Raw genomic sequence first — 24,655 nt, forward strand, 5'->3', positions numbered from 1 at the left:
TGACCATAAACAAATTTGTTACTAAATTGTAATTTTAAGTCTTTATAATCACAAGATTTTATATGAGGATAAATTAATGAATAAAAGAAATATACTTTTTACAAGTCTTTTTTTGCTTACAAATTATGGTTTTGCACAAGACTTAAAAAGTAAAAATTTATATAATAAAACAGCATATATTTCAAGTCAATGTTATACAAAAACAGTAAATGATTTAAATGAAAATATTTTACATAACTCTTGTTTCAGCTGTCATACAAAAAATAAAGAACCAAACTTTACCTTAGCAGATGCAGATTTACAAGAGGCATATGATTTTCCATCTTCTGCTTTTAAAAACCCTTGGACTAATCTTTTTAAAGATAGAACTTATCAAACAAAAAGTATTTCTGATGAAGAAATATTAGCTTATGTGAAAGAAGATAATTATAAAAATAAAAAAGGAGAATTTGTTTTAAAGCCTAAACTTGAAAACATTTCAAAAGATTGGGACTTTAATAATAATGGTAAATGGGATGGATATATACCTGATGTAGCTTTTTCCTTTGATAGAGATGGTTTTGATAAAAATAAAAAAGGAGAATATACAGGATGGAGAGCCTTTGCTTATTATCCTTTTCTAGGAACTTTTTGGCCGACTAATGGAAGTTTTGATGATGTACTAATTAGGCTTCCTAAGAGTTTTTATTTGAATAAAAAGGCTTTGTTTGATAAGGAAATATACACTATAAATCTTGCAATAATAGAATCTTTAATAAAGCAAAAAGATATTTTGATAGAGGAAGTAGATGAAAAAAAATATGGTGTTGATTTAAACCAAAATAATAGACTAGATTTAGCAAAAAATGTTGTTTTTAACTGGATGACACCTAAGTATGACTTAAAAACAGGAAAGCTAAAAGATTTTTCTATGTCTTATGTGGGAGAAGCAAAAAAGCTTTTAGAAAATGGAGAGCTTAATATTGCACCTGGTTTATATCCTGTTGGTACAGAGTTTGCACATACAGTAAGGTATCTTGATGTACAAAAAAATGAAGTTAAAATGGCTTCAAGAATGAAAGAGTTTAGATATGCAAAGAAACATCATTGGAATAATTATACACAGCTTTTAAATTTAGGTTATGCAGAAATAAAAGAGAAACATGATTTTCCAGAAAGGGTTGATGTATATTTAGGGAACATGGAAACTGGACTTAGTAACAAAAGAGGTTGGCTTTATCAAGGTTTTATTGAAGATAATAAAGGTGACTTAAGACCTCAAACTTATGAAGAAACACTTTTTTGTATGGGCTGTCATAGTAATATAGGAGCAACTGCTGATTCTACCTTTGTATTTCAAAGGAAGTTTGAAGGGCCTGATATGTCTTATGGTTGGTACCATTGGAGTCAAAGAGGTTTAAAAGGTGTAAAAGATAGAGTTTTAGATGATGGTCAAACAGAGTATGTTAGATATCTAAAGTTAAATAGTGCAGGGGATGAGTTTAGATCTAATGATGAAGTGATGAATAAGTTCTTTGTTAAAGATTGGGAAAAGGATATAGAAAATATTGAAAGAGATTTGATATCTAAATTAGAAAATCCAAAAATTGTTTTAAAGCAAGATTGGAAACTAAAAAAGAATGAAATACAGAAACTAAAAGAAGATATTACTCATCTTATAATACCAAGTAAACAAAGAGCAATACAACTAAATAAAGCATATAAAGTGATAGTTGATGAACAAAGTTATATTTATGGTAGAGATACTCATGTAAAACCAGCAAATAATGTTCATAAAACTATAAAAGATGGTCAAATGACACATTTACAAAAGGTTCAAAAATGATAGAGTATTATGGAGGTTTTTTAAATTATATAGTTTCAAAACAGCAAGAGTTAAATTTACTTATATCTGATTATTTTGATAGATTAGATAGTGGTGAAAGTATGGTTTTCTTTTCTATTTTATTTGTTTCTTTTATTTATGGTTTAGTACATGCCTTAGGTCCAGGTCATGGAAAGATGGTAATTGCCAGTTACTTTTTAGCCAAAGAAGCAAAAATAAAAGAGGCTTTTAAAGCAGGTTTTTTAACTTCAATTATTCATACCATATCAGCTCTTTTAATCACTGGAGTTTTATATCTATTTTTTCAAAGAGCTGTAACAAAGCATTTTCAAGATATAAATGCCAATATGTATAAAATCTCAGCAGTGTTTATAATTTTAATTGCTTTGTATTTATTATATGAAGTAATAAAAGATAGAAATGAAGAAGAAAAGGTACAAAGACTAAAAAGTAAAAATTTACTAGCTGTTAGTTTATCTATTGGAATAGTACCTTGCCCAGGTGTTATGACAATAGTTCTATTTTCAATGATTCTTGGATATATAAATTTAGGAATTTTAAGTGCTATAACAATGAGTATTGGTATGGGACTTACTATATCATTAGCTGCAATATTAGCAACACAGGTTAAAAATAAAAGATTTAGTAAGTATAAGTATTTTATGAATATTTTAACTTATGGTGCAATTGTTTTATTAATCTCTCTAGGAGTATTTTTATTAGTATGAAAAAGATTTTAATTATAATAGTTTTTTTTATTGGTATTGGTTTAAATGCTCATCCTCACTTTTTTATAGATTCAAACATCTCTTTTGAAAAAGGAAAAATAAAAAACCAATGGTTATTTGATCGGCTTAATTCAAGAGTTTTGCTTTTTGATTTTGACAAAAATTCAAATAAAAAATTTGATGAAGAAGAAAAACAAGAGTTTATAGAAACACATTTTAAAACACTAGAGCAAAATAACTATAATATCTTTTTATCAGATGAAAAAGAGTATGAAATTAAGCCTTCAAATATTGATGTTAAATTTCAAGAAAGAAGAGTTTCTCTTACTTTTGATATTGATGTTGATTTAAGTAATGAGTTTACAATGTGTACAATGGATGAAAAGATTTATATGGCATTTAAGTTAAATGAAGTGAGTTCTTCTAATAAATTAGATGTTCAGAAAAGTGAATATGATTTTTGTTTAGGGGTTTCAAGTGAATAAAATTTTAATAATATGTAGTTTTCTACTTAGTTCTAGTATAGCTCATCCCGTTAGTTATACAATAGATTTAGATGTTTCTTATGATATAAATGTGCAAAAAGCAAAAATTATTTGTAAAAGTAACAGTAAAAATAAATGTGGTTTATATAATTACCATCTAGTAGATGAAAATGATAAGATAATACTAACTAAAAGGTATCCATTTTTAAAAAAACAATCTTTAGTTAAGCTCTCAAGTAAGCCTTTTAAGCTTGTTTTCTTTTTACGAAAGACTCCTGAACATAATTATATAAAATTATTTGAATAGAACCTACTTTAGCTCATAAAAAGAAATAAATATCTAATACAAAATAATATTTTAAATGAGATAGCCATTTTGATAACCATTATTTTTTTGTAACTATCTTGTAATTTTTCTTTATTAAAATTTCCGCACAAATGACATGGAAGTCTAGAAATTATTTATAATAAAGGAAAATTATGAAAAGAAATTATTTGAGAATAAGTTTTGTTGCTTCAGCTATTTTAGCCTCTATTACTTTTATTGGATGTGGTAGTTCTTCATCTTCACAAACATCAACTTCACAAGGTTCAACTGGAACATTAAGTCTAAATCCGAATTTGGCAAATATTGATTATACATGTGGAGATACAAGTGGTACTACAAACTCTAATGGAGAGTATACGTATAAAGATGGTGAAACTTGTACTTTTACCATAGGAGGAAAAAAATTAACTGCAACTCCTAGTTCAAAACTTACTATTGCTTCAATTGCTGAGCAAAATGAAGATGTTTCTAGTGAAGCATTATCAGCATTTATTATTGCAAAAATGAGTAAAAAAACTGGAAAAGATTATGATATTAATAATCTTCCAGAAACTTTTGAGTTACCTGAAGATATTGAAGGTAGTTCTTCTGATGCATTAGATTTTTCATCTATTGAGAAATTATCTGAAAAATTAGATGATGCAGATATAAAAGAAAAAATCAAAAAAATCAAAATTGATGTGAGCAAAAAGTTTGCTAATAAAGTAGATGTAAAATTTAAAGAAATACAAACACCTACAACAGATGCTAAAAAAACAACTAGACAAGCTTCTTCTGAAGTTGTAATAAATGGTAAAACTCAAAATATATCATATAAAACAATTATGGCTACAGGTGATAGTAATAATGGTGAAGTATTTGGATTATCAAAAGATTATATGGACGAAACAATTACTTTTAGTGGTGGAACTGTAGATGATGGCTCACCATATATTTGTAATGGTACAAATAGTGGAGTTGGTTCGGGACTTGATTATACATCATTTTTAAATAAAGATGGAAATTTATATATGGTATCACAGTTTGAGTGTCAAGTTGGCTCTATGTATATGGTAGAGTTAGAGCAAAATGAGCAAACGGGTGAATTAAGTGCAAAAGAAAATAGTATGAAGTTCATCTCACAAAAAGATGAATTTGGTGGCTTTGTTCATTGTGCAGGTCAAAAAACACCATGGGAATCTCACTTAGGTTCAGAAGAGTATGAACCAGACGCTAAAGCTGTGGAGCAAGGTGCAGATTCAGTTACTGGATTAACTGGAAACAAGTATTATGATGAGGTTGCGAAATTCTGGAAAGGTGATGCTACTAAAATGTCGCCATATTACTATGGTTGGACTCCTGAAGTAAAAATCACTGATGATGGTGAAGCTGATTATACAAAACACTACTCAATGGGAAGAATGTCTCATGAGTTAGCATATGTTATGCCTGATAATAAAACAGTATATTTATCAGATGATGGAACAAATGTTGGATTATTTATGTTTGTTGCAGATAAAGAAAAGGATTTAAGTGCAGGTACATTATATGCTGCAAAATGGAATCAAACTTCAGAAGTTGGAGTTGGTGCTGGTGAGGCTGATATTACTTGGGTTAACTTGGGTCATGCAACAGATAGTGAAATTAGAGAGTATTTAGATAAAGATGGAAATATTGCAACAAATGATGCAGTTAAATTCTCAGATATTTTTGATTCAGTATCTGGAGATACAAATGCAGGTACTTGTCCAACTGGTTATAAAGCAACTAACACAAGTGCTGGTTTTGAGTGTTTAAATTTAAAAGAAGGTATGGAAAAAGCTGCTTCAAGATTAGAGTCAAGAAGATATGCTGCTTATATGGGAGCAACAACTGAGTTTAGAAAAGAAGAGGGTATTACTTTTGATAAAAATGCAGGTAAACTTTATGTTGCAATGAGTTCTGTTGAAAGAGGAATGGAAGATAACAAAAAAAGTGAAGTAGCTAATACTAAATATGATATTGGTGGAAACAATGATATTAAAGTTGAATATAATCAATGTGGGGCTGTTTACTCTTTAGATGTAGATACAGAAATTGCTAAAGATACTGCTGATACTACAATTAACTCTGAGTATGTAGTAAAAAATATGAATGCAGTAATAAGTGGAACACCAACTACTTATGCAGATGGTTCTGTTTATGCTAACAATACTTGTGATGTAAATGGTATTTCAAATCCTGATAATGTTACTTTCTTAGAGAACTCTGATATTTTAATGATTGGAGAGGATACAGGTAAACATGAAAATAATGCTGTATGGGCATACAATGTAAAAACTAAAGAGTTAACTAGAACATTCACAACTCCACTTGATGCTGAAACAACTTCACCATTTTGGTATAGTAATTTAGCAAATGGTTATGGATACTTATCAGTTGTAACACAACACCCTATGAAGTCTCAATCTTCTACACTTGCTCAAAAACAATCAACTATTGGATATGTAGGACCATTTAAAAACTTAGATGAGTTAAAAGAATCAAATAAATTAAACTCTTTTGAAAAAGTAGCAACACTAACTACATCTATAGAAGGTGGAAGTGAGATTGTAGCTTTTGATAGTAATACAAATAGAATGTTTACTACAAATGGAGCTAATAATGCTTTAGATATTAATACAGTTTCTTATGATGAAGATAAAAAAACAATGAGCTTAACATCTTATAAATCAGTTGACTTATTAATTTATGGAAATGGTGTAAACTCAGTTGCTGTTGCAAGTGGAAAAGTTGCAGTAGCAGTTGAAAAAGTAGATTCACAAGATTCATCAAAACAAGTAAAAGGTTCTGTTGTTGTATTTGATACAGCAGGAGAACATATTCAAACTATTGAAGTTGGGTATTTACCAGATATGCTTACATTTAACGAAGATGCTTCAAAAATCATTGTAGCAAATGAGGGTGAGCCAAATAGTGACTACTCTTATGATCCAAAGGGTTCAGTTGGAATTATTGATGTTAATAATAACTACTCATATACTGATTTAACTTTTGATGGTATTGAAATTCCAAGTGATGTAGTATTAAAAGATGGTGTTGATGCTTCTTTAGATTTAGAGCCTGAATATGTAACTGTTTCAGGAAATAAAGCTTATGTAACACTTCAAGAAAACAATGCTTTAGCTATTGTTGATATTAGTTCTAAAAAGATTGACTCAGTTGTTACTTTAGGATTTAAAGACCACTCAAAAGAAGAAAATGCAATAGATATTGAAGAAGAAGGTATTACAATGCTTAAAACTTATAAAGGTTTATATGGTATGTATCAACCAGATTCAATTGCTTCTTATGAAATAGGTTCTAAAACATATTTAGTAACTGCAAATGAAGGCGATGGAAGAGAGTATGGTGAGTATTCTAATGAAAGTAAAATCAAAAAATTACCTTTAGACTCTTCTATTTCTTTTGCTTATGAAAACGAAAATGATTTAAAAGTTAATAATGAATTAGGTAAAAATAGTTCAGGTGATTATGAAAAATTATATACTTTTGGTGCTAGATCATTCTCTATTTGGGATGAAGAAGGTACTTTAGTATTTGATAGTAAAAATGAACTATCAAAATTAACTGCTAAGTTTATGCCAAATTTATTTAATCAAGATGATGGAGAAAAAGATGGAAGAAGTGGAAACAAAGGTGTTGAGCCAGAAGCTTTAGCTGTTGGTGAAGTAAATGATAGAACATATGCTTTTGTTGGTTTAGAAAGACAAAATGCAATTGTAATCTATGATATTACGGATGCACAAAACTCTAAATTTGTTAAATATATTAAATCAGATAAAAATGAAAACATTTCACCAGAGGGCATGAAGTTTGTAAAAGCTGAAGATAGCCTTACAGGTAATGCTTTACTTATGGTAGCATATGAAGTAAGTGGTTCTACTGCTATTTATGAAATCAAATAAAACTCTTTAAAAACTTTTCTTACAAAACTTATGTTAAAATCCCCTTTTAATTAGGGGGATTTTACAAATGAATAAATCTGATATTACAAATTTAGCGGCTTTATTACTTATGGCTTATGGTTATTCAAATGGCTATGACACTATCTTTACAATAGGTCTTTTTGCTTTAAGTGGATCACTTACAAATACACTTGCTATTCATATGCTTTTTGAAAAAGTTCCATATCTTTATGGCTCTGGTGTTATTGAAAATAAGTTTTCACAATTTAAAAAGTCAATTCATGATTTACTTATGAATCAATTTTTTACAAAAGAGCATCTAAAAAGATTTTTTGAAGATGAGGTAAGTAGTGCAAAAAATACTGTTGATTTTGAAAAAATCTTAAATAAAACAGATTTTACACCTGCATATGATTCTTTAAAAAGTGCTGTAATGGAATCATCTTTTGGTGGAATGTTAGGAATGTTTGGTGGAGAGCAAGCACTAGAGCCTTTAAAAGAGCCTTTTACTAAAAAGCTTAGAAGTTCAATAGTTGATATTTCAAAAAGTGATTCTTTTCAAGCTGTTTTAAATGAAGCACTAAAATCAGATGATTTAAGTGATGATATTTACAATAAATTAAGTTCAATCGTAAATAAAAGATTAGATGAATTAACACCTAAAATGGTAAAAGAAATGATTCAAAAAATCATAAGAGAACATCTTGGATGGTTAGTTGTATGGGGTGCTGTTTTTGGTGGACTAATTGGGTTTGTTAGTACATTTCTTTAGTATTTAAAAAAGCTGAACTATCAAAATAAGACTGGACTATTAAAGTCCTGTCTTATTTTACAAAGATTTTGAATGCTCTTTAAGCCATTGTTTCGTTACTTCATCGATGGCTTTGTTTTCTCTACTTACTTTATAATCTAATTCAGCAATTACTTCATTTGAGAATTTTAAATTATCTAATACTTTTAATTCTTCTTGTGAAAATAGATTCTTTTTATCTTCTCTTAAAAGTAAAACAGCTTTATCCACTATTCCTAAAAGTCCTTTTGGATCACTTAGTTCTCTAATTTTATATTTATAATGTAAAAATTGTGGTTTCCATAAAGGCACAACTACCCATTGATTATTTTTAACAGCTGTTTCATATGCTGAAAAACAATCTTCTTCTGTTCCTGTATGAAATCTATACCCTGCATTACTTAATCCATACTCTTCCATCATCTTAATAGAAAATCTAGTAATTCCTGCACCTGGAGTAATTCCTTGTATATCTTTTTTCATTTTTTCAATTACTTCTGGCTTTAAAAGATCAGAAATCTCAGCCACATCTTTTTGCGGAACATAATCAGGTACACCCCAAAGTGCATAAGGTTTATAATGTAAACCAAGTTCAATTAAAGGAGTTGTTTTTTCAGTGTCTTCTTTGTATATTCCATGACTAGACGGTAGCCAAGCAGAAGTTAATAAATCAACTTCTCCAACTTTAAGTTTTCTAAAGTTTTCTACATGTGGAGAATATATTCTCTCTACTTCATAACCTAAATCTTTAAGTACATTAGCAACAAGTGAACCTGCTATACGATGAAATGAAAGATCTGTTACACCTAGCTTAATTTTTTTATTTGTTTTTCTAAAATCAATAGCACTTAATGTTGAAGGTGTTATTGATAAAGCTAATACTCCTAATCCCAATCCTAAAAAGTTTCTTCTGTTCATAATATTTTCCCTTTTTTATTTTATATTTATTTTTCAATTTCTGCAAAGATGTAGATTAAAGTTGGTGAATTAAGGGGTGATGAACTCATCCCTTGGGCTGTTCTTGTATGAACCCCTTTATCACCAAAAACTTCATTGAATAGTTCACTTGCACCATTTAATACGTCCGCATGATCATAAAAGTTTGGTGCAGTTTGTATATTACCTTCAACTCTAATTATTTGTTTTACCTTTGATAAATCTCCATTTGTTGCTTCTTTTAATTGTGCTATTGCATGAATTGCACAAAGTCTAGCTGATTCATATCCTGTTTTTATGTCAACATCTATTCCCAATGTTCCTTGGAATGCTAAAACATCACCATTCCAAGGAAGTTGACCTGACGTACAAACTATATTTTCAGAAAATAATGCCCATGATTTATATGCACCAACTCCTGCTTTTGCTTCTGGTAACTCTATGTTAAGCTCTTTTAATCTTTTTTCTATATTATTCATTTTTTATCCTTTTAGATTAAATTATTTTTCATCATTTATTTTTATAGTCTTATTTTTATTTCTCATATAAATAAATAAGCCAGTAAATGCAAAAATTAAAATTATTGGAAATGTAGTTAAGGTTGATAGTACAGCTTGTCCTGCAACTAAATCAGGATCAGTATTAGCATTTACTGATTCTAATGCTTTTTGTTTTGCATTATCTATCCATCCTCCAACAACAGGATTCCACATACTCACAGCAAACATTCCAGCTCCTCCCATCATAGATAGACCTAAAGCTCCTGTTTCATGATTATTTTCTGCTACAAAACCTAGCATAGTTGGCCAGAAATATGTTATTCCAATTGCAAAAATTATTGCTGATAAATAAGTCATAGTTCCAGTTGTTATACTTAATAAATATAGTCCTATTGTGGCAAAAATAGCTGATAATAGTAGTACTCCTGTAGTATTAAACCTACTTATTATAGGTCCTGCAAAATATCTTAAGACAGCCATCAGTCCTGTTATCATTGCTAAAGCTAACATAGGTGAGGCTCCTGAGGCTTCTAGTATTGTATTAATCCATTGTCCTGTTGCTAATTCTGTTGTAGCAGTTAAAGTCATACAGATAATCATAAATAAAAATAAAGGTGAAAATAAAGCTTTAAAGTTATTTGATGTGGATTTAGACTCTTTTTCAAATGTAGGGAATGTATTTTTAAATATCATAATTCCATAAATTAATGTAGGTATTAACATAAATGCAATTTGATATTGCCAACCAAGACCTGCATCTGTCATAAATTTTGAAACTAAAGCTCCAATAACGATACCCGCAGGAAACCATACATGAAATTTATTTAACATAGTACTTTTATTTTTTTTGTAACTATCTGCAATTAGTGGATTACAAGCAGCTTCTACTGAACCATTTGCAAAGCCTACAAATAAACTAGATATAAATAAGCCCCAAAAATCACCTGCTATTATAGTTAATCCTAATCCTACTAAATGGGAAAAGAAAGCTAATGTAATAAGCTTTTTAGGACCTAAGCTATTATAAAAAAAGCCACCAAATATTGTAGCAAGTGGAAATCCTAAAAATGCCATGGAATTAATCCACCCAAGTTCAGTACTGCTCAAACCAAAATTACTACCAAGTTCTCCTAATATTCCTGCTCTAATTGCAAAAGTCATAGCTGTAACGGCTAATGCAATACAACATAAAATAAATATGTTTTTATGATTTATTTTTTCCATAGATAATATTTCTCCTTTTTTGATTTATAGAGTATATATCTTGCAAATGTGTTTTAGATGTATAAAATCAAAATAAAAGGTTAAATTTTAAAAATATATTAAGTTATAAAACTATTTAAGTAAAACAGTTTAAATTCCATATTAAACCTTATTTATATACAATACAAATTTATTTTATAAATAAGTATAATAGTATAGAATCATCAAAGAATTAAAAGGAAAAATATATGGCTCAAGAGCAAATTGATGTATTAGTTTTACTTGATGTTGGCGGACTTCAAGATGAAGAAAAATTAGAAAAGTTTTTAAAAAGAAAGAGTTTCAAAGCAGTTGAGGGCGAAAAACATGTTTATACTTCATTTTCTACTACAACTTTAGTTACTACAAAAGCTTTTATTTTAGAGATTTTTAAAGAAGGTCTTCAAAAAGCAGGTTTTGAAAATGCAAACTTAGTATTTTTATTAAATGAAACACCTTATCCTCCTCACTATTTTGATAAAGAAACAGGTTTCTTTGAAGAGTTAAAAGAAGAAAAGTAGTGAAAAGTATTTACGAATTTTTAAAAAATTTAAAAGATGAAAAAAGATTAAAAGAGTGTGAACTTTTAATTGTAAATGATGATAAACAAGCCCAAATAGCAAAAGATATTGTCTCTTATCTAGGCTTTAGTCCTTTTGTATTATCTGATTTTAGGGCAAACTTTGGAGATGATTTACTTTCTTTTAGTGAAGAAATTCAAGATATAACAAAAGCTTTAAATGGTTTCTATACTTATAAGAAACAAAATAAGATTTTAATCTCGCCTATACGTACTATCTCATATGCTATGCCTAAAGCAAAATGTTTTGATAATTATGAAATAGCCTTTGCAGATACTATAAACCTTGAAGAGTTAAAATCAAAACTTTATAATTGGGGTTACTATTTTGTAGATATTGTTACCTCAGAAGCAGAAGTTTCTATAAGAGGTGATATTTTAGATATTTGTCCTTTAGGACATGAATTTGGATATAGAATTTCTTTCTTTGATGATGAAGTTGAAAGCATAAGAAAGTTTGATATTGAAGATCAAAAATCTTTTAAAGAAGAGATTGAAAGTATTTCTATATCACCAGCTTTTTTAGCACTTGATGAGGAGACTTTTGAGGGAATAAACGAACAAGTTCAAAGTGTAGAGTCTGATACTTTTGTAAAAGATATTCACTCTTTAGGTTTTTGGTATTTAAACGATTTAGGTGAGTATCTTCCTCAAAATATGAATAGTTTTATCACACAAGAAGCTTTATCAGAGTTGGAAGAAGTTTATGTTTTTGAAGAAAAAAGATTAAATAAAGACAAATTTTTAGCAACTCCTCAAATATATAATTCAAAAATCTACCAAGAAATAGCTCCTGCAAATATAAAAGAGTTTATCTCTTTTCATAAGGATAAAAAAGTAAATATTATCTCTTCCTCAGAAGCTAAAGTTAAAGCTTTTGATTTAGAACTTAGTGATACAAATATTAACTATATTTTTGAGTCATATATTTTAAATCTTATTGGTGATGATGAAATCATCATTTCTTTAAATAAAGAGATAAAAACAAGAAGAAAGAAAAGAGTAAAACTTGTACTTGATGAACTTCAAGAAAATGATTTTGTTGTTCATGAAAAACATGGTATTGGTCAATACAAAGGAATTGAGCCTGTTACAGTAATGGGAGCTAAAAGAGACTTTGTTATTGTTATGTATGCAGGTGATGATAAACTTTTAATTCCTGTTGAAAATATTGATTTAATTGATAGATATGTAGCTGATGGAAGTTCTTATGCAACTGTTGATAAGCTTGGAAAAGGAAGTTTTGCTAAGCTTAAAGATAAGGTAAAAGATAAATTATTTGCAATAGCAAATGATATTATCAAAATTGCAGCAGCAAGAGAGCTTATAAATGGTGTGAAAATAAACACTGATAAAAAAGCTTTACTTGATTTTCAAAAAGACGCAGGTTTTGATTATACAAAAGATCAATCAAAAGCAGTTAGAGATATTTTTACTGATTTAAGTAGTGGTCGAGTAATGGATAGACTTTTATCAGGTGATGTAGGTTTTGGTAAAACAGAAGTTGCAATGAATGCACTTTTAGCAGTTATTTTAGATGATAAGCAAGCCTTATTTGTTTGTCCTACAACACTACTTGCTACACAACACTTTCATGGAATGCAAAAAAGATTTGAGCAGTATGGTTTTCCTATGGCTAAACTTGATGGAAAAACTACAAGTAAAGAAAAAAGTAATATCAAAAAAGGACTTGAATCAGGTGAGATTAAACTAGTTGTTGGAACTCACTCTTTACTTGGAGTTAAAACAAATGATTTAGCTTTAGTTGTTATTGATGAAGAACATAAATTTGGTGTAAAACAAAAAGAGAAATTAAAAGCTTTAAGAGAGGATGTTCATATTTTCTCAATGAGTGCTACTCCAATTCCAAGAACTTTAAATCTTGCCTTATCCAAACTAAAAGGTATGAGTGCTTTACTTACTCCTCCAAGTGAGAGATTAGGGGTTAGAAGTTATGTTAAAGAGTACAGTGATAAACTTATAAAAGAGATAATTCTAAGAGAGAAAAGAAGAGGTGGACAACTTTTCTATGTTCATAATAACATTGCTTCAATAGAAGCCAAAAAAGGCGATATTGAAGAGATTATTCCAAATATCAAAGTTGAAGTTATTCATTCTAAGATAAAACCTGCACAAGCTGAAAAAATTATTGATGGTTTTGAAAACAAAGAGTTTGATATTTTACTTGCTACTTCTATTGTAGAATCAGGTCTTCACTTACCAAATGCAAACTCTATTATTATTGATGGGGCTGATAGGTTCGGTATAGCTGATTTACATCAATTAAGAGGAAGAGTTGGTAGAAGTGATAAGGAAGGTTTCTGTTATTATGTTGTTGAAGATAAAAAACAAATCACAAATGATGCAGTAAAAAGACTTGTTGCTTTAGAATCAAACTCATATTTAGGAAGTGGTACAGCTCTTGCACATCAAGACTTAGAAATAAGAGGTGGTGGAAATATCATAGGTGAAGCTCAAAGTGGTCATATCAAACAAATAGGATATGGTTTATATCTTAAGATGTTAGAAGAAGCCTTAGCAAGTTTAAGTGGTGAAACAAAAGAAGAAAATAAAACTGTTGATATAAAACTTGCTATTTCAGCTTACTTATCTGATGAGTATATTACAGAAGATAGAGTGAGATTAGAGCTTTATAGAAGACTTTCAAAATGTCATGATAAAGATGAAGTTTATGCTATAGAAGAAGAAATGGAAGATAGATTTGGTAAACCTGATCTTCCAACAAAACAGTTCTTAGAACTTATTATGATTAAAATATTAAGTTTATCTAAGAAAATAAAAACTATCTCATCTTATGAAATGAATATAACATTTGTAAAAGATGATGACTCAAAAGAGACTATAAAATCACCATCAAAAGATGATGATGATATTATAGCAACTACTTTAAAGTACTTAAGAAAATAAAAAGAAGAGAGAAATCGCAAAACTCTCTTTTTTAATATTTAAAGTTTTTTATTTTGCTACAAGAATTACAGTTTAAGCTACTTTCACTATTTGTACATGATACACAAGGGTGATTTGCACACTCTCTTAAATCCCTTTGTTCTGTACAGTTTCTATTTTGTAATGCCATAAATGATACATTTAAGGCAGGGTCAAAGGCTAGTCTATTGATTATTCTACTAGGAGTGTTTCTATTTTTTGCTAATGCTCTTCTAACATTAGTAGAAACATCAAACTTTAATTCATCCATTATATTAACATCACTTGTATTTAATGCTAAGCTAATTTTCTCTATTTGACTTTTTACTAGATTATTTGCACTCATAATAAATCCTTTTTTGTATAACACTAATTATAACAGTAGAAAGTATCACAAAAGTAGCATTTTTGATTTTGTTATATTATAAGTTATATAGATAAATTTTAATAGAAATGAAATATAAGTTTATAAAAAAAAAGAGAAAAGTAAGCACAATAACTTTTCTCTTTTTGAATAAGGAGGAGTTTAAAGGAAGCAAATACTACTGCTTACTCTATAAATAAATTAATGGGTTTAATTTATTCGTATAGGTATTATAATAAGAATTCATGTATAAAAAGTGTATTTTTTACATGAATGTCAATTTTTTTTAAAATTTAATTGACAAACTACTTGTGCATGGTCACTTTTAAGAATAGATCCATCATGATTTTCTTCTATATGTTTATTAAATATCTCATAATTTTCTACATTTGCAATAGAATCTTTATTTTTTTTACTAAAAGTATTACTTATAAAAATAAAATCTAATACATTTCCCTTTCCTATATAGTAGCTTGTAGCTTCTCTTTTTATCTCTTTTTGTTCTGGATGAGGATTATAGATTTTTCTTTCATGTTCATAATAAGCATCTTTTAAAATAAAAGTCTCTTTTCTATTTTCATCATGATATTTATTATTTGATAGGGCATCAATAGTAATAGAATGTAATCTATCATTTAAGTCACATAATAGAATATATGGTTTTTCTTTTAGTTTTTTCATATCAAAAAATAGTGATGAAGCTTCACAGAGTCTTTGTTTTAGAGATTTACTAAAGTTTTCTTTTAATGCTTTTTGAACTTGTTCATTTTTTTGCTCTAAGCTATGCTCTTCTTTAAAAATATACTCAAATTCATTTTCTCTATTTGATTTTAGATGACAAACATATATTGTAATAGTTTCTTGATTTTCTAAAGTTATATCAGCTTTAATTGGAGTTCTAGCAAATTTAAATTTTCCCTTTAAATAATGTTTCTTGACACTTGGCATATGTGTTTTTACATTTTTAATATTTGATATAGGATATTTTGAGGCGAGGGCAACTGTTGTACTTATATATATTAAGTCATTTTTTTCATGAACTTTTGGTGTGTCTACAGTTACAAAGTATTCAAATCCTAACTCTTGACATAAGTCTTTTAGCGCTTCTTGAGAAAATACTTCTTGAAAGCCAATCACATCACAGTTCATTGAAGTGATTTGTTCTTTTATCCAAGTTTTTTTTTCTATCCATTGTTCTTGTGTAAATTTATCTTTTTTTTCATACCAGCTGTAAGGTGGTTCTACAAACTGAAATAGGTTAAATGTTCCGACTCTAATTTTCATAAAATAAGTATATCAAACTTTTCAACAATCTTTGGTTATGATTAGGCCATGAAAAAACAATATGATGTAATAGTAGTTGGTTCTGGCGGAGCTGGAATGATTGCAGCAATAACTGCAAAAAAATTAGGATTTGATGTTTTACTTTTAGAAAAATTAAGCTCTCTTGGAGCAAAACTAAAAGCAACTGGTGGTGGAAAGTGTAATCTTACTAATACTTTAAGTAAAGATGACTTTATGAACTCTTTTGGAAGAAACGGTAAGTTTATGATGAAAGCTATTAATATGCTTGATAAAAATGATTTAAGAGAATTTTTTTCAAGTATAGGAGTTCAAACAGATACAAAAGATGGATTTAGAATATTCCCTGTTACTCATAACTCTTCTACAATTATAAGTGCTCTTCAAAAAGAGTTAGAAAGACTTGAAATAGATATATTATGTGATTGTAAAGTAGATAGACTTTTATGTGATAATGAAAAAATCACAGGAGTTCAAACACAAAAAGGAAACTTTGAAGCACCACATATAATAATAGCAACAGGAGGGCTTGGCTTTCCTATGCTTGGAGCAAATGGTGATGGTTATGAGTTTGCAAAAGAGTTAGGGCATAAAGTAACAGACCTTTATCCTGCTATGCTTCCTGTTTATGTAAAAGAGACTTGGGTCGCAAATTGTACAGCTGATACTATTGCAAAAGCAATTGTAAGAATTGATTTAAAAAAAGCTAAAAAACTAAAAGCTGTAGGGGATTTAATCTTTACTTCAAAAGGCTTAAGAGGTCCAGTTATTTTAGATTTTTCAAGGGAAATTACTCCTTTACTTGAAAAGTATGATGAAGTTCCACTTTTAATAAATATGGTAAAAGGTAAAAGTGAAGACGAGATTTTTCAACACTTAAAAAAACAAGGTACTTTAAAGCCTGATGTAAATGTAGTTGAGCTTTTAAGTACTCTTTTGCCTGTTTCTGTATCAAAAGAGTTATGTTTACAAGTAAAAGCAAATCTTGATAAAAAGTTCAAAGACCAAGATGGTCAGATAAGAAATGATTTAGTAAAAATAGTAGCAAATACACCTTTTACTGTTACAGACTCAGTCGGGTTTAAAAAAGCTATGATTACAAGAGGTGGAGTGAGTTTAAAAGAAATAGACCCAAATACAATGCAAAGTAAAATAGTTGAAGGTTTGTATTTTTGTGGTGAAGTCATGGATTTAGATGGACCATGTGGTGGATATAATCTTCAATGGTCTTTTTCAAGTGGTTATTTAGCTGGTCATTTAAATAAGTAGTAATAAGAGTTTACTCTTTTACTACTACTTGATTTCTTCCTTTTTCTTTTGCTTCATATAAAGATTCATCTGCTAACTTATAAAGTTCATTTTCGTCTTTTAGTTTATTAGATTGTTTTGAAACTAGCCCAATTGATACAGTTATATATTTACTTGTTTGGCTATCTTCATGTTTGATTTTTAAGTCTTCTATAATCTTTAGAATATTTTTTGAAAACTCTTTAGCCTGCTTACTAGTTTTACTTATGAATAAAACTCCAAACTCTTCACCACCTAATCTAAAAGTATAATCACCGGCTCTTTTAGTTGCATTTTTTAAGGCATTTGCAACTTCTTTTAAGGCTTCATCTCCTGATTGGTGTCCATACCTGTCATTATACTTTTTAAAGTAATCAATATCTATCATCATAAAATTAATTAAAGAATTATTTCTTTTTGCTCTTAAAAACTCTTTTTCTATAATCTTATTAAAAAATCTTCTATTTTTAAGTTTAGTTAATTCATCAGTTATTGACAAATATTCTACTTTTTTCTTATCGGTTATATCATGCCTAATTGCTGTATAACCCTCGATTTTATCTTTTTTATAAATAGCTTGTATTATTGTATCAACCCAATATTCTTCGCCATTTTTTCGAAGATTTAAAATCTCTCCTCTCCAAATCTCTCCTGCTTTTAAATCTTTCCACATATTTTCATAGAACTCTTTTGAGACACTAGGATGTCTTACAATATTATGAGATTTTCCTATAAGTTCTTCCCTTGTATATCCTGAAATTTCACAAAATGCATCACTTACATTTGTAATATCTCCTTCAATATCTGTGGAAGATGTTATAACATGAGTATTAATGATTTCTAAATAATCTTGCTGTTTAATAATAGCTTTATTTCTAGATTTTAAGGTTTTATTTAAACTATTTGCCAAATCCTCAAACTCATCATAAGTTAAAAGCTCAGTATTTATTTTTTGATTTTTTCTTGAAGCTTTTCTGAAAGAGTTTACAAGGTTACTTATATTATTTTCAAGTTTTAAAGACATTTGTTTTGAAATTAAATATACCAATAAAGACAAAAACATAAAAACTAAAACTAAACTAATAGACTGATTTGTTATATTATTTTGTAGTTCTTTTTTTCTAATTTCAATATGCTTTTTAACTTCATCAGTATATAAACCACTTCCTATAATCCATCCCCATTTATCATAGCTTTTTACATATGAGATTTTTTCAAACTCTTCGCTTGTATTTAATTTTTTAAAGTTGTAAGTAAAAAAATCTCCACCATTTCTGATTTTTTCCATTTGTAAATTAAAAAGATCTATATTTTTGTACTCTTTTGGTTTTTTAAGTTTTTCCCCATTGAATACTAAAGCTTTTCTATCGACTCTATTTACAAAGATATAACCATGTAGTCCATATCTAATACTTGCAATATCTTTTAAAATAGTTTCTTGTATCTCTTTTGTCATATCATCGATATACTCACCAGTTCCTATATGCCAATTAAAAGGCTTAAACATTTTTACATATGTTAATTTAGGATATTGTACACCATCTTTTAAGTCAGGTTTTACAAAATGAGTTTTTAAAAACCCCTCATCTTTTTTTAAAGCAATATTTGATTGCTCTTGAATAAATAGTTTTCCAGCTTTATCTTTTAAATTCCAGATATTAGTATTTTCATTTAATTTTGATTTTGTATTAAAAAGTATGGCTTTGCCGTCATTTCGATTTATGAAAAAATATGCTCTCTTACTTGAAAAAGAGATGTTTTTTAAAGCAGTTACTATTAAGTATTTTATTTCTTTGTCTGTTTTTATATTGACATTATCATTATATATTGAAGTTGCTATTGTATGAGCTAAGTGAACTCTTTTTTCTAATAATTCTTTTATGTGATTATTTATTTCTTTTTCTTTTTGTTCAATTTGATTATAAACCTTGTTAACTTCTGTTTTAACTTCTCTTTTTTTGATATTAATATAATCTTTTTGTATAAGGTTACTTTCTTCTTTAAAGTTTTCAAACTGAAAATATAAAGATATTATAAAAGTAAAAAATATTGATATAAAAGCAATTGTAAAGTTTGTTCTTGATGTTATATTCGATAATTGCATAAACTTTCCAAATAATTATTTTATGTTTAGTATAGTATAAAAACTATTAATATACATTTCTTTTACATACAAAATATAAGCAATAAACTTGTAATTAATATTAAATTAACACATCTATGTTATATTTTCATAAAAAAAGGACACATCAAATGAAAATGAAACTTTTATCTTTACTGTTTTTAAGTGCTAGTACACTTTTTGCTTCTTCTTTAAGTGTAAAAAATGCTTACGTAAGAGCAACTCCTCCAAGTCTTCCAAATAGTGCGGCTTTTATGGAAATCACAAATACATCAAATGAAACTATTTCACTTGTTAGTGCAACATCAAGTGCCTCAAATATTGTAGAGTTACATACTCACGATATGAAAGATGGTGTTATGAAAATGTATCAAGTGCCAAAAATTGATATAAAAGCAAATTCAACAACTGTTTTAAAGCCAGGTGGTTTTCATGTTATGTTAATTGATTTAAAAACAAAGCCTTTAAAAGAAGAAATGCAAGTAGAAGTAGACTTAAGCTTCTCAAATGGACAAAATATAAAAGTTTTTGCTCCTGTTAAAAAAGTAATGGCTGGAATGATGATGAAAAATCATGGTATGCATAATAAACAAAAAATGTCTTGTGGTTCAGGAAAATGTGGTCAATAAACAATGAATAAAACTCTATTTATTCAAATTGCTGTAATTATTTCGATTGTAGCAGCATATTTTCTTATTGATTTTAATAAAGTTTATAAATACTTTCAAGGAGAGGTAAAATATACAGTTCAAGACACTAACTGTGATTTACACAAAAGTGCTTGTAAAGTAGTTTTAAATGATGGAAAAGAGTTTACTTTAGAGGTTTTTCCAAAAGATATTCCTCTAATGAAAAACTTGAAATTTAAACTGATCAGTAGTGAAGAAGATTTAGAAAATATCTCTTTAAATATTTATGCAACAAATATGTTTATGGGATATTTCGATCTAAAATTTCAAAATCTAGGAAATGGAGTTTATGAAGCAGAAGGTACTCTTCCCACTTGTCCTGTAGGAAATATGCAATGGAATGCAGATATAAGTTTAGAAAAAATGAATGAAAGAACTGGTGCTAGATTCCAGTTTCAAACAACAAGGTAAGAAATGAAAAAGTTATCATATTTAATCTCAGCTATTATTGCAGTGGGTATTATTGTTTTAATTGAACCATATGTAAATGAAGCCAAAGAAAAAAGTAAATACTCATTTGAAGTTGAGTCAAAAGATGGAAAAATAAGTTTAGATAGTTATAAGAGTAAAGCTTTAGCTATTTATTTTGGATATACATTTTGTCCTGATGTTTGTCCAACATCTTTAAGTTCACTTGCTCACGCTTTAAATAGCTTTGATAAAGATAAAGTTGAAAAAAACTTTGAAGGTCTTTTTATCTCAGTTGACCCAGACAGAGATAAACTTGAAGATTTAGCCTCATATGCAAAGTATTTTCACCCAACATTTAAAGGTGCTACTTCAAATAAAGAAAATATTGATGATATTGTAAAAAGATATGGGACTTATTATAAAAAAGTAGAGTTAGAAAACTCATCTATGGGCTATTCGGTTGCTCATACTTCATATATTTATTTTTTTGACAAAGATGGTAATTTTATAAAAAAAGTTGATCACTTTTCAAACCCTGAACAATTAAAAGAAGTTTTAAAGTCTATACTTTAATTCTTCTTTGTTTGTTAAACTTACATTAAACTACTATTCAAGTACCATTTAAAACCTAATGTCATAATTCTATTATAAAAAATAAAAGGATATAAAATGACAAAAAGAACAAAAATCTTAACAGCACTAGTTTTAAGTACAACATTAGCAACATCAGCTTTCGCATCTTGTGGAAATAAAGGTGAGTGTAATATGAATAAAAGTCATAAAATGATGAAAAAACATATGGGGCATAAAAAAGCCCATAACTCAATTTTTTCAACACTAAAAAAACTAAATTTAACAGATACTCAAAAGCAAGAAGTAAAAAAAATTATGATGGAGTCTAAGAAAACTACACCACTTAGCGAGGCTTTTTCAAAAACTTCATTTGATAAAGAAAAATATATCAAAATTATGAGTGAAAAAAGAGAGAATATGATAAAATCAAAAGCTCTTAAAATAGAAAAAATATATGCTTTATTAGATGAAAAACAAAAAGAGCAATTTAAAATGTTACTTGATTTAAAAAATGAAAAGAGACAGCAAAAAGGTATGAATTTTGATAAAAATTGCAATGGTAGAGGATGATTTAGAACTTGCAGATGTTTTAACTCAATACTTAAAAAAATTTAATATAGAAGTTACAAATTATGAAGAGCCATTTATGGCTCTTTCATCTTTGAAGTTAAATAAATTCGATTTAGTTATTTTAGATTTAACACTACCTGGAATGGATGGTTTAGATGTATGCAAAGAGATTGTAAAAAACTTTGATATTCCTATCATAATCTCAAGTGCTAGAAGTGATATTACTGATAAAGTAACTGCCTTACAACTTGGTGCAGATGACTACTTACCAAAACCTTATGACCCTCGAGAACTTGAAGTTCGAATAAAAACTATTTTAAGAAGATTTAATCACACAAAAGAGAATGAATCAAAAATTGTAAAAAAGTTTGTATTAGATGAAGAAAAAAAACAAATAAGTAAAAATGAAAATTATGTTAAACTTACAGCAGCAGAATATGAAGTTTTATCTCTTATGATTAAAAGAGAAAATTTTGTAATTTCAAGGGAAGAGATATTTGAAAATTCAGATTTATTAAATCAAGATTATGAAAGTTCAGGATCATTGGCTGTGATAATTAACAGAATTAGACAAAAGATTGAAGATAATCCAAAAGAACCTAAGTATCTTCAAACAATAAGAGGAATGGGGTATAAATTTACACAATGAATAGATCATCAATATTTTTTACAATAACAGTTAGTTTTATTATTTCAATTATTTTAGTAATTGTAAGTTTCTTTTTATTAATGACACATAATTATAAAACACAAGAAAAAGAGTTAATGGATAGGTATATTCCAATAGTAAAAAAAGTAATGACAAAGCACCATAAAGGTGGTTTAGATATGAAATTTGCTGTAGGTTTGAAAGAGTATAACTACGAACTTTTTACAAATAAAGGCAAAATAAATGCTATTACATACAATCCAAAAACAAAGGTTTTAATTCAAAGAGAATCACCCAAAAGAGATACAATCTTTAGAGTTTTAAAACTAAATGATTTTAATTATATTTATATGAAAAAAAGAGGCGAGACTATTCTTGTAAAAGATAATACCTTAAGCTCTCATAGCTCAAATATTTACATAATCTTAGTATTTGCTATAGTTATTATAACTATTATTTTGATGTATTTAATAACTCTCAGAAAATTAATGCCTTTAAAAATTCTAAAAGATAAAGTTAAAACCTTAGGGGATGAAAACTTTGATTTTGAGTGTTGTAATCTTGATGGGAAAGATGAAGTTTCACTTTTAGCAGTTGAATTCAAAAATGCAGCTAAGAAGCTAAATGATGTGAAAGAATCAAGAAATGTTTTTATTAGAAATATAATGCATGAGTTAAAAACGCCAATTACAAAAGGAAAATTTCTAACTGAGATTGAAAGAAATGATAGTAATGATGATAAATTAAAAGAAGTGTTTAATAGACTTGAAGCTTTAATAAATGAATTTGCATCAATAGAAGAGTTGATCTCTTCTACTAAAAATGTAGAGAAAAAAGTATATTTTATTGATGATATAGTTGACAATGCAAAAGATATTTTGATGGTTGAAGATGATGATGTAATTAAAAAATATGAGAATAAGAAAATAGAAGTAAACTTTAAACTATTCTCTATTGCTGTTAAAAATCTAATTGATAATGCTTTGAAATATTCTTCAAATAAAAAAGTAGTTATAAAAAGTAGTGATGATAACTTGATTTTTGAAAATGAAGGCGAGCCTTTAAAATTTGATTTAGAAAAATACTTTGAACCCTTTTTTAGCTCAGAAGTAAATAACAAAGACTCTTTTGGATTAGGTCTTTATATAATTTTTAATATTTTAAAAGCAAATCATTATACTTTAGAGTATAAGTATGAAAATAAAACAAATAGATTTATTTGTAAAAAGGATGAAGTATCTACGATATAGCAATTATTGGTGCAGGAGCAAGCGGTTTGATGTTTGCTTCAAATTTAAATAAAAGAGTATTTAAAAATGTTTGTATTATTGAATCAAATGCAAAAATTGGTGCGAAAATAAAAGTTTCTGGTGGTGCTAAGTGTAATATCACAAATGAATTAGTAAGTGAGAAGAATTATTTAGGAGATAGAAGTTTGGTAAAAGATTTACTTAAAGACTTTTCAAAAAATGAAACTTTAGAGTTTTTGAATAAAAATGGTGTTAAACCTAATCTTAATCCTAAGATTGTAAAAGGAACTTACTTTTGTAAATCATCACAAGATGTTATAGATATGTTTACAAAATTAACTTCACATATCAAAAAGTATTTAAATACTAAAGTTCTAGATATTTCTTATGAAAATGATGTTTTTAAGATTAAAACAAATAATAAAACAATTGAAGCAAAAAAAGTTGTAGTATCAAGTGGTGGTTTATCATATGCTAGTTTAGGGGCTTCTTCTATTGCTTTTGATATAGCTAAAAAATTTGGTCATACAATAGAAAAACTTGAGCCTGCACTTGTCGGTTTTACTGTTCAAAAAGAGCAATTCTGGTTTAAAAATTTATCAGGTGTTTCAACTTATGTAAATACTTATGTTGATGGAAAAAAATTTGAAGGTTCATTTTTATTTGCTCACAAAGGCTGTTCGGGGCCTGTTATTTTAACTAGTTCATTATATTGGAAAAAAGGAAAATTAGCTATTGATTTTCTTCCTAAAACTGACTTGTCAAAATTATTAAAAGGTAACAAGAAAATATCTTCAGCTCTTCCTTTTGCTAAAAGATTTACAAGTGAGTTTTTAAATTCAATTGATTTAAAAGACAAAGCTGTAAGTGAACTAAGTACAGAAGAGAAAGAGAAGTTAGAGCTTTTAAAATATTATGAATTCTCACCTGCTGGTAATTTTGGATACACAAAAGCAGAAGTAACAAAAGGTGGTATAAATACAGATGAAATCCAACATAATAACTTTGAAAGTAAAAAACAGAAAAATCTATATTTTATAGGGGAATGCCTTAATATTACCGGTGAGTTAGGTGGTTTCAATTTTCAAGTATCTTTTAGTGAAGCCATAAGGTGTGCTAGGAATATATAAAATAACTAGTTCTTTTTATTAT

General features: G+C 27.9%; 22 protein-coding genes. 16 read left to right on the forward strand and 6 right to left on the reverse strand.

All coding sequences use genetic code 11. The annotated features are described in order from the left end of the window. Positions 1 to 76 precede the first annotated feature (76 nt). From NJU99_RS02770 to NJU99_RS02795, 6 genes are all read left to right on the forward strand, one after another. Positions 77 to 1,825: a hypothetical protein gene (locus NJU99_RS02770; RefSeq protein ID WP_254577214.1), complete on the forward strand. Its 1,749-nt coding sequence runs from the start codon at positions 77 to 79 to the stop codon at positions 1,823 to 1,825. Beyond that, complete coding sequence (locus NJU99_RS02775) at positions 1,822 to 2,553, forward strand: nickel/cobalt transporter (RefSeq protein WP_254577215.1); 732 nt, start codon at positions 1,822 to 1,824, stop codon at positions 2,551 to 2,553. The genes NJU99_RS02770 and NJU99_RS02775 overlap by 4 nt, the downstream gene beginning before the upstream one ends. Next, positions 2,550 to 3,038, forward strand: a complete 489-nt coding sequence (locus NJU99_RS02780) for a DUF1007 family protein (protein WP_254577216.1) — start codon at positions 2,550 to 2,552, stop codon at positions 3,036 to 3,038. Before NJU99_RS02775 ends, NJU99_RS02780 begins: the two co-directional genes overlap by 4 nt. Beyond that, positions 3,031 to 3,345, forward strand: coding sequence for a hypothetical protein (locus NJU99_RS02785; protein WP_254577217.1), 315 nt, complete (start codon positions 3,031 to 3,033; stop codon positions 3,343 to 3,345). The genes NJU99_RS02780 and NJU99_RS02785 overlap by 8 nt, the downstream gene beginning before the upstream one ends. Positions 3,346 to 3,518: 173 nt before the next feature. Continuing rightward, positions 3,519 to 7,292 (forward strand): choice-of-anchor I family protein, encoded by a 3,774-nt coding sequence (locus NJU99_RS02790; protein WP_254577218.1) that lies wholly within the window; start codon positions 3,519 to 3,521, stop codon positions 7,290 to 7,292. 67 nt (positions 7,293 to 7,359) lie between these two features. Next, positions 7,360 to 8,064, forward strand: coding sequence for a DUF445 domain-containing protein (locus NJU99_RS02795; protein WP_254577219.1), 705 nt, complete (start codon positions 7,360 to 7,362; stop codon positions 8,062 to 8,064). Positions 8,065 to 8,121: 57 nt separating this feature from the next. Here NJU99_RS02795 and NJU99_RS02800 read toward each other — a convergent pair whose 3' ends face one another. From NJU99_RS02800 to NJU99_RS02810, 3 genes are read right to left on the reverse strand one after another with little or no spacing between them, the layout of a single operon-like run. Further along, positions 8,122 to 9,000, reverse strand: a complete 879-nt coding sequence (locus NJU99_RS02800; protein ID WP_254577220.1) for a glycine betaine ABC transporter substrate-binding protein — start codon at positions 8,998 to 9,000, stop codon at positions 8,122 to 8,124. Between the two features lie 26 nt (positions 9,001 to 9,026). Next, positions 9,027 to 9,497, reverse strand: coding sequence for a RidA family protein (locus NJU99_RS02805; protein ID WP_254577221.1), 471 nt, complete (start codon positions 9,495 to 9,497; stop codon positions 9,027 to 9,029). Positions 9,498 to 9,518: 21 nt separating this feature from the next. Beyond that, positions 9,519 to 10,742, reverse strand: a complete 1,224-nt coding sequence (locus NJU99_RS02810; protein ID WP_254577222.1) for an MFS transporter — start codon at positions 10,740 to 10,742, stop codon at positions 9,519 to 9,521. Positions 10,743 to 10,969: 227 nt separating this feature from the next. On the opposite strand from NJU99_RS02810, the gene NJU99_RS02815 reads away from it, so the two are divergent. Then, the gene (locus tag NJU99_RS02815; protein ID WP_254577223.1) at positions 10,970 to 11,281 is read left to right on the forward strand and encodes a hypothetical protein; all 312 of its coding nucleotides are present in this window, start codon (positions 10,970 to 10,972) and stop codon (positions 11,279 to 11,281) included. Beyond that, on the forward strand, positions 11,281 to 14,268 hold the full coding sequence (gene mfd, locus NJU99_RS02820; protein WP_254577224.1) for a transcription-repair coupling factor: 2,988 nt from the start codon (positions 11,281 to 11,283) through the stop codon (positions 14,266 to 14,268). The genes NJU99_RS02815 and mfd overlap by 1 nt, the downstream gene beginning before the upstream one ends. 31 nt (positions 14,269 to 14,299) lie before the next feature. On the opposite strand, the gene NJU99_RS02825 is transcribed toward mfd, so the two are convergent. Further along, on the reverse strand, positions 14,300 to 14,632 hold the full coding sequence (locus tag NJU99_RS02825; protein ID WP_254577225.1) for a hypothetical protein: 333 nt from the start codon (positions 14,630 to 14,632) through the stop codon (positions 14,300 to 14,302). Positions 14,633 to 14,926: 294 nt separating this feature from the next. After that, positions 14,927 to 15,934, reverse strand: coding sequence for an endonuclease/exonuclease/phosphatase family protein (locus NJU99_RS02830; protein ID WP_254577226.1), 1,008 nt, complete (start codon positions 15,932 to 15,934; stop codon positions 14,927 to 14,929). Between the two features lie 48 nt (positions 15,935 to 15,982). Between NJU99_RS02830 and NJU99_RS02835 the strand changes: the two genes are divergently transcribed. Continuing rightward, the gene (locus NJU99_RS02835; protein ID WP_254577227.1) at positions 15,983 to 17,221 is read left to right on the forward strand and encodes a BaiN/RdsA family NAD(P)/FAD-dependent oxidoreductase; all 1,239 of its coding nucleotides are present in this window, start codon (positions 15,983 to 15,985) and stop codon (positions 17,219 to 17,221) included. 10 nt (positions 17,222 to 17,231) lie between these two features. Here the strand turns inward: NJU99_RS02835 and NJU99_RS02840 are convergent, their stop codons facing one another. Further along, entirely contained in the window at positions 17,232 to 19,343 is a 2,112-nt protein-coding gene (locus NJU99_RS02840) for a cache domain-containing protein (RefSeq protein ID WP_254577228.1), read from the reverse strand. A gap of 149 nt (positions 19,344 to 19,492) precedes the next feature. On the opposite strand from NJU99_RS02840, the gene NJU99_RS02845 reads away from it, so the two are divergent. The 7 genes from NJU99_RS02845 to NJU99_RS02875 all read left to right on the forward strand — a co-directional run bounded on the left by NJU99_RS02845 (position 19,493) and on the right by NJU99_RS02875 (position 24,633). Next, the gene (locus NJU99_RS02845) at positions 19,493 to 19,990 is read left to right on the forward strand and encodes a copper chaperone PCu(A)C (RefSeq protein ID WP_254577229.1); all 498 of its coding nucleotides are present in this window, start codon (positions 19,493 to 19,495) and stop codon (positions 19,988 to 19,990) included. Between the two features lie 3 nt (positions 19,991 to 19,993). Next, positions 19,994 to 20,461, forward strand: coding sequence for a hypothetical protein (locus NJU99_RS02850; protein ID WP_254577230.1), 468 nt, complete (start codon positions 19,994 to 19,996; stop codon positions 20,459 to 20,461). Positions 20,462 to 20,464: 3 nt separating this feature from the next. Further along, a complete protein-coding gene (locus tag NJU99_RS02855) occupies positions 20,465 to 21,034 on the forward strand; it encodes an SCO family protein (protein ID WP_254577231.1) in 570 nt (189 codons plus the stop codon). 96 nt (positions 21,035 to 21,130) lie between these two features. After that, positions 21,131 to 21,604 (forward strand): Spy/CpxP family protein refolding chaperone, encoded by a 474-nt coding sequence (locus tag NJU99_RS02860; RefSeq protein ID WP_254577232.1) that lies wholly within the window; start codon positions 21,131 to 21,133, stop codon positions 21,602 to 21,604. Further along, positions 21,576 to 22,253 (forward strand): response regulator transcription factor, encoded by a 678-nt coding sequence (locus NJU99_RS02865; protein WP_254577233.1) that lies wholly within the window; start codon positions 21,576 to 21,578, stop codon positions 22,251 to 22,253. The genes NJU99_RS02860 and NJU99_RS02865 overlap by 29 nt, the downstream gene beginning before the upstream one ends. Further along, positions 22,250 to 23,503, forward strand: coding sequence for an ArsS family sensor histidine kinase (locus tag NJU99_RS02870; protein ID WP_254577234.1), 1,254 nt, complete (start codon positions 22,250 to 22,252; stop codon positions 23,501 to 23,503). The genes NJU99_RS02865 and NJU99_RS02870 overlap by 4 nt, the downstream gene beginning before the upstream one ends. After that, complete coding sequence (locus tag NJU99_RS02875; RefSeq protein ID WP_283256444.1) at positions 23,491 to 24,633, forward strand: aminoacetone oxidase family FAD-binding enzyme; 1,143 nt, start codon at positions 23,491 to 23,493, stop codon at positions 24,631 to 24,633. The genes NJU99_RS02870 and NJU99_RS02875 overlap by 13 nt, the downstream gene beginning before the upstream one ends. Positions 24,634 to 24,655 lie beyond the last annotated feature (22 nt).

Origin of the sequence: Arcobacter roscoffensis (genome assembly GCF_024267655.1) — a bacterium.
In the GTDB taxonomy this organism is placed as follows: domain Bacteria; phylum Campylobacterota; class Campylobacteria; order Campylobacterales; family Arcobacteraceae; genus Arcobacter_B; species Arcobacter_B roscoffensis.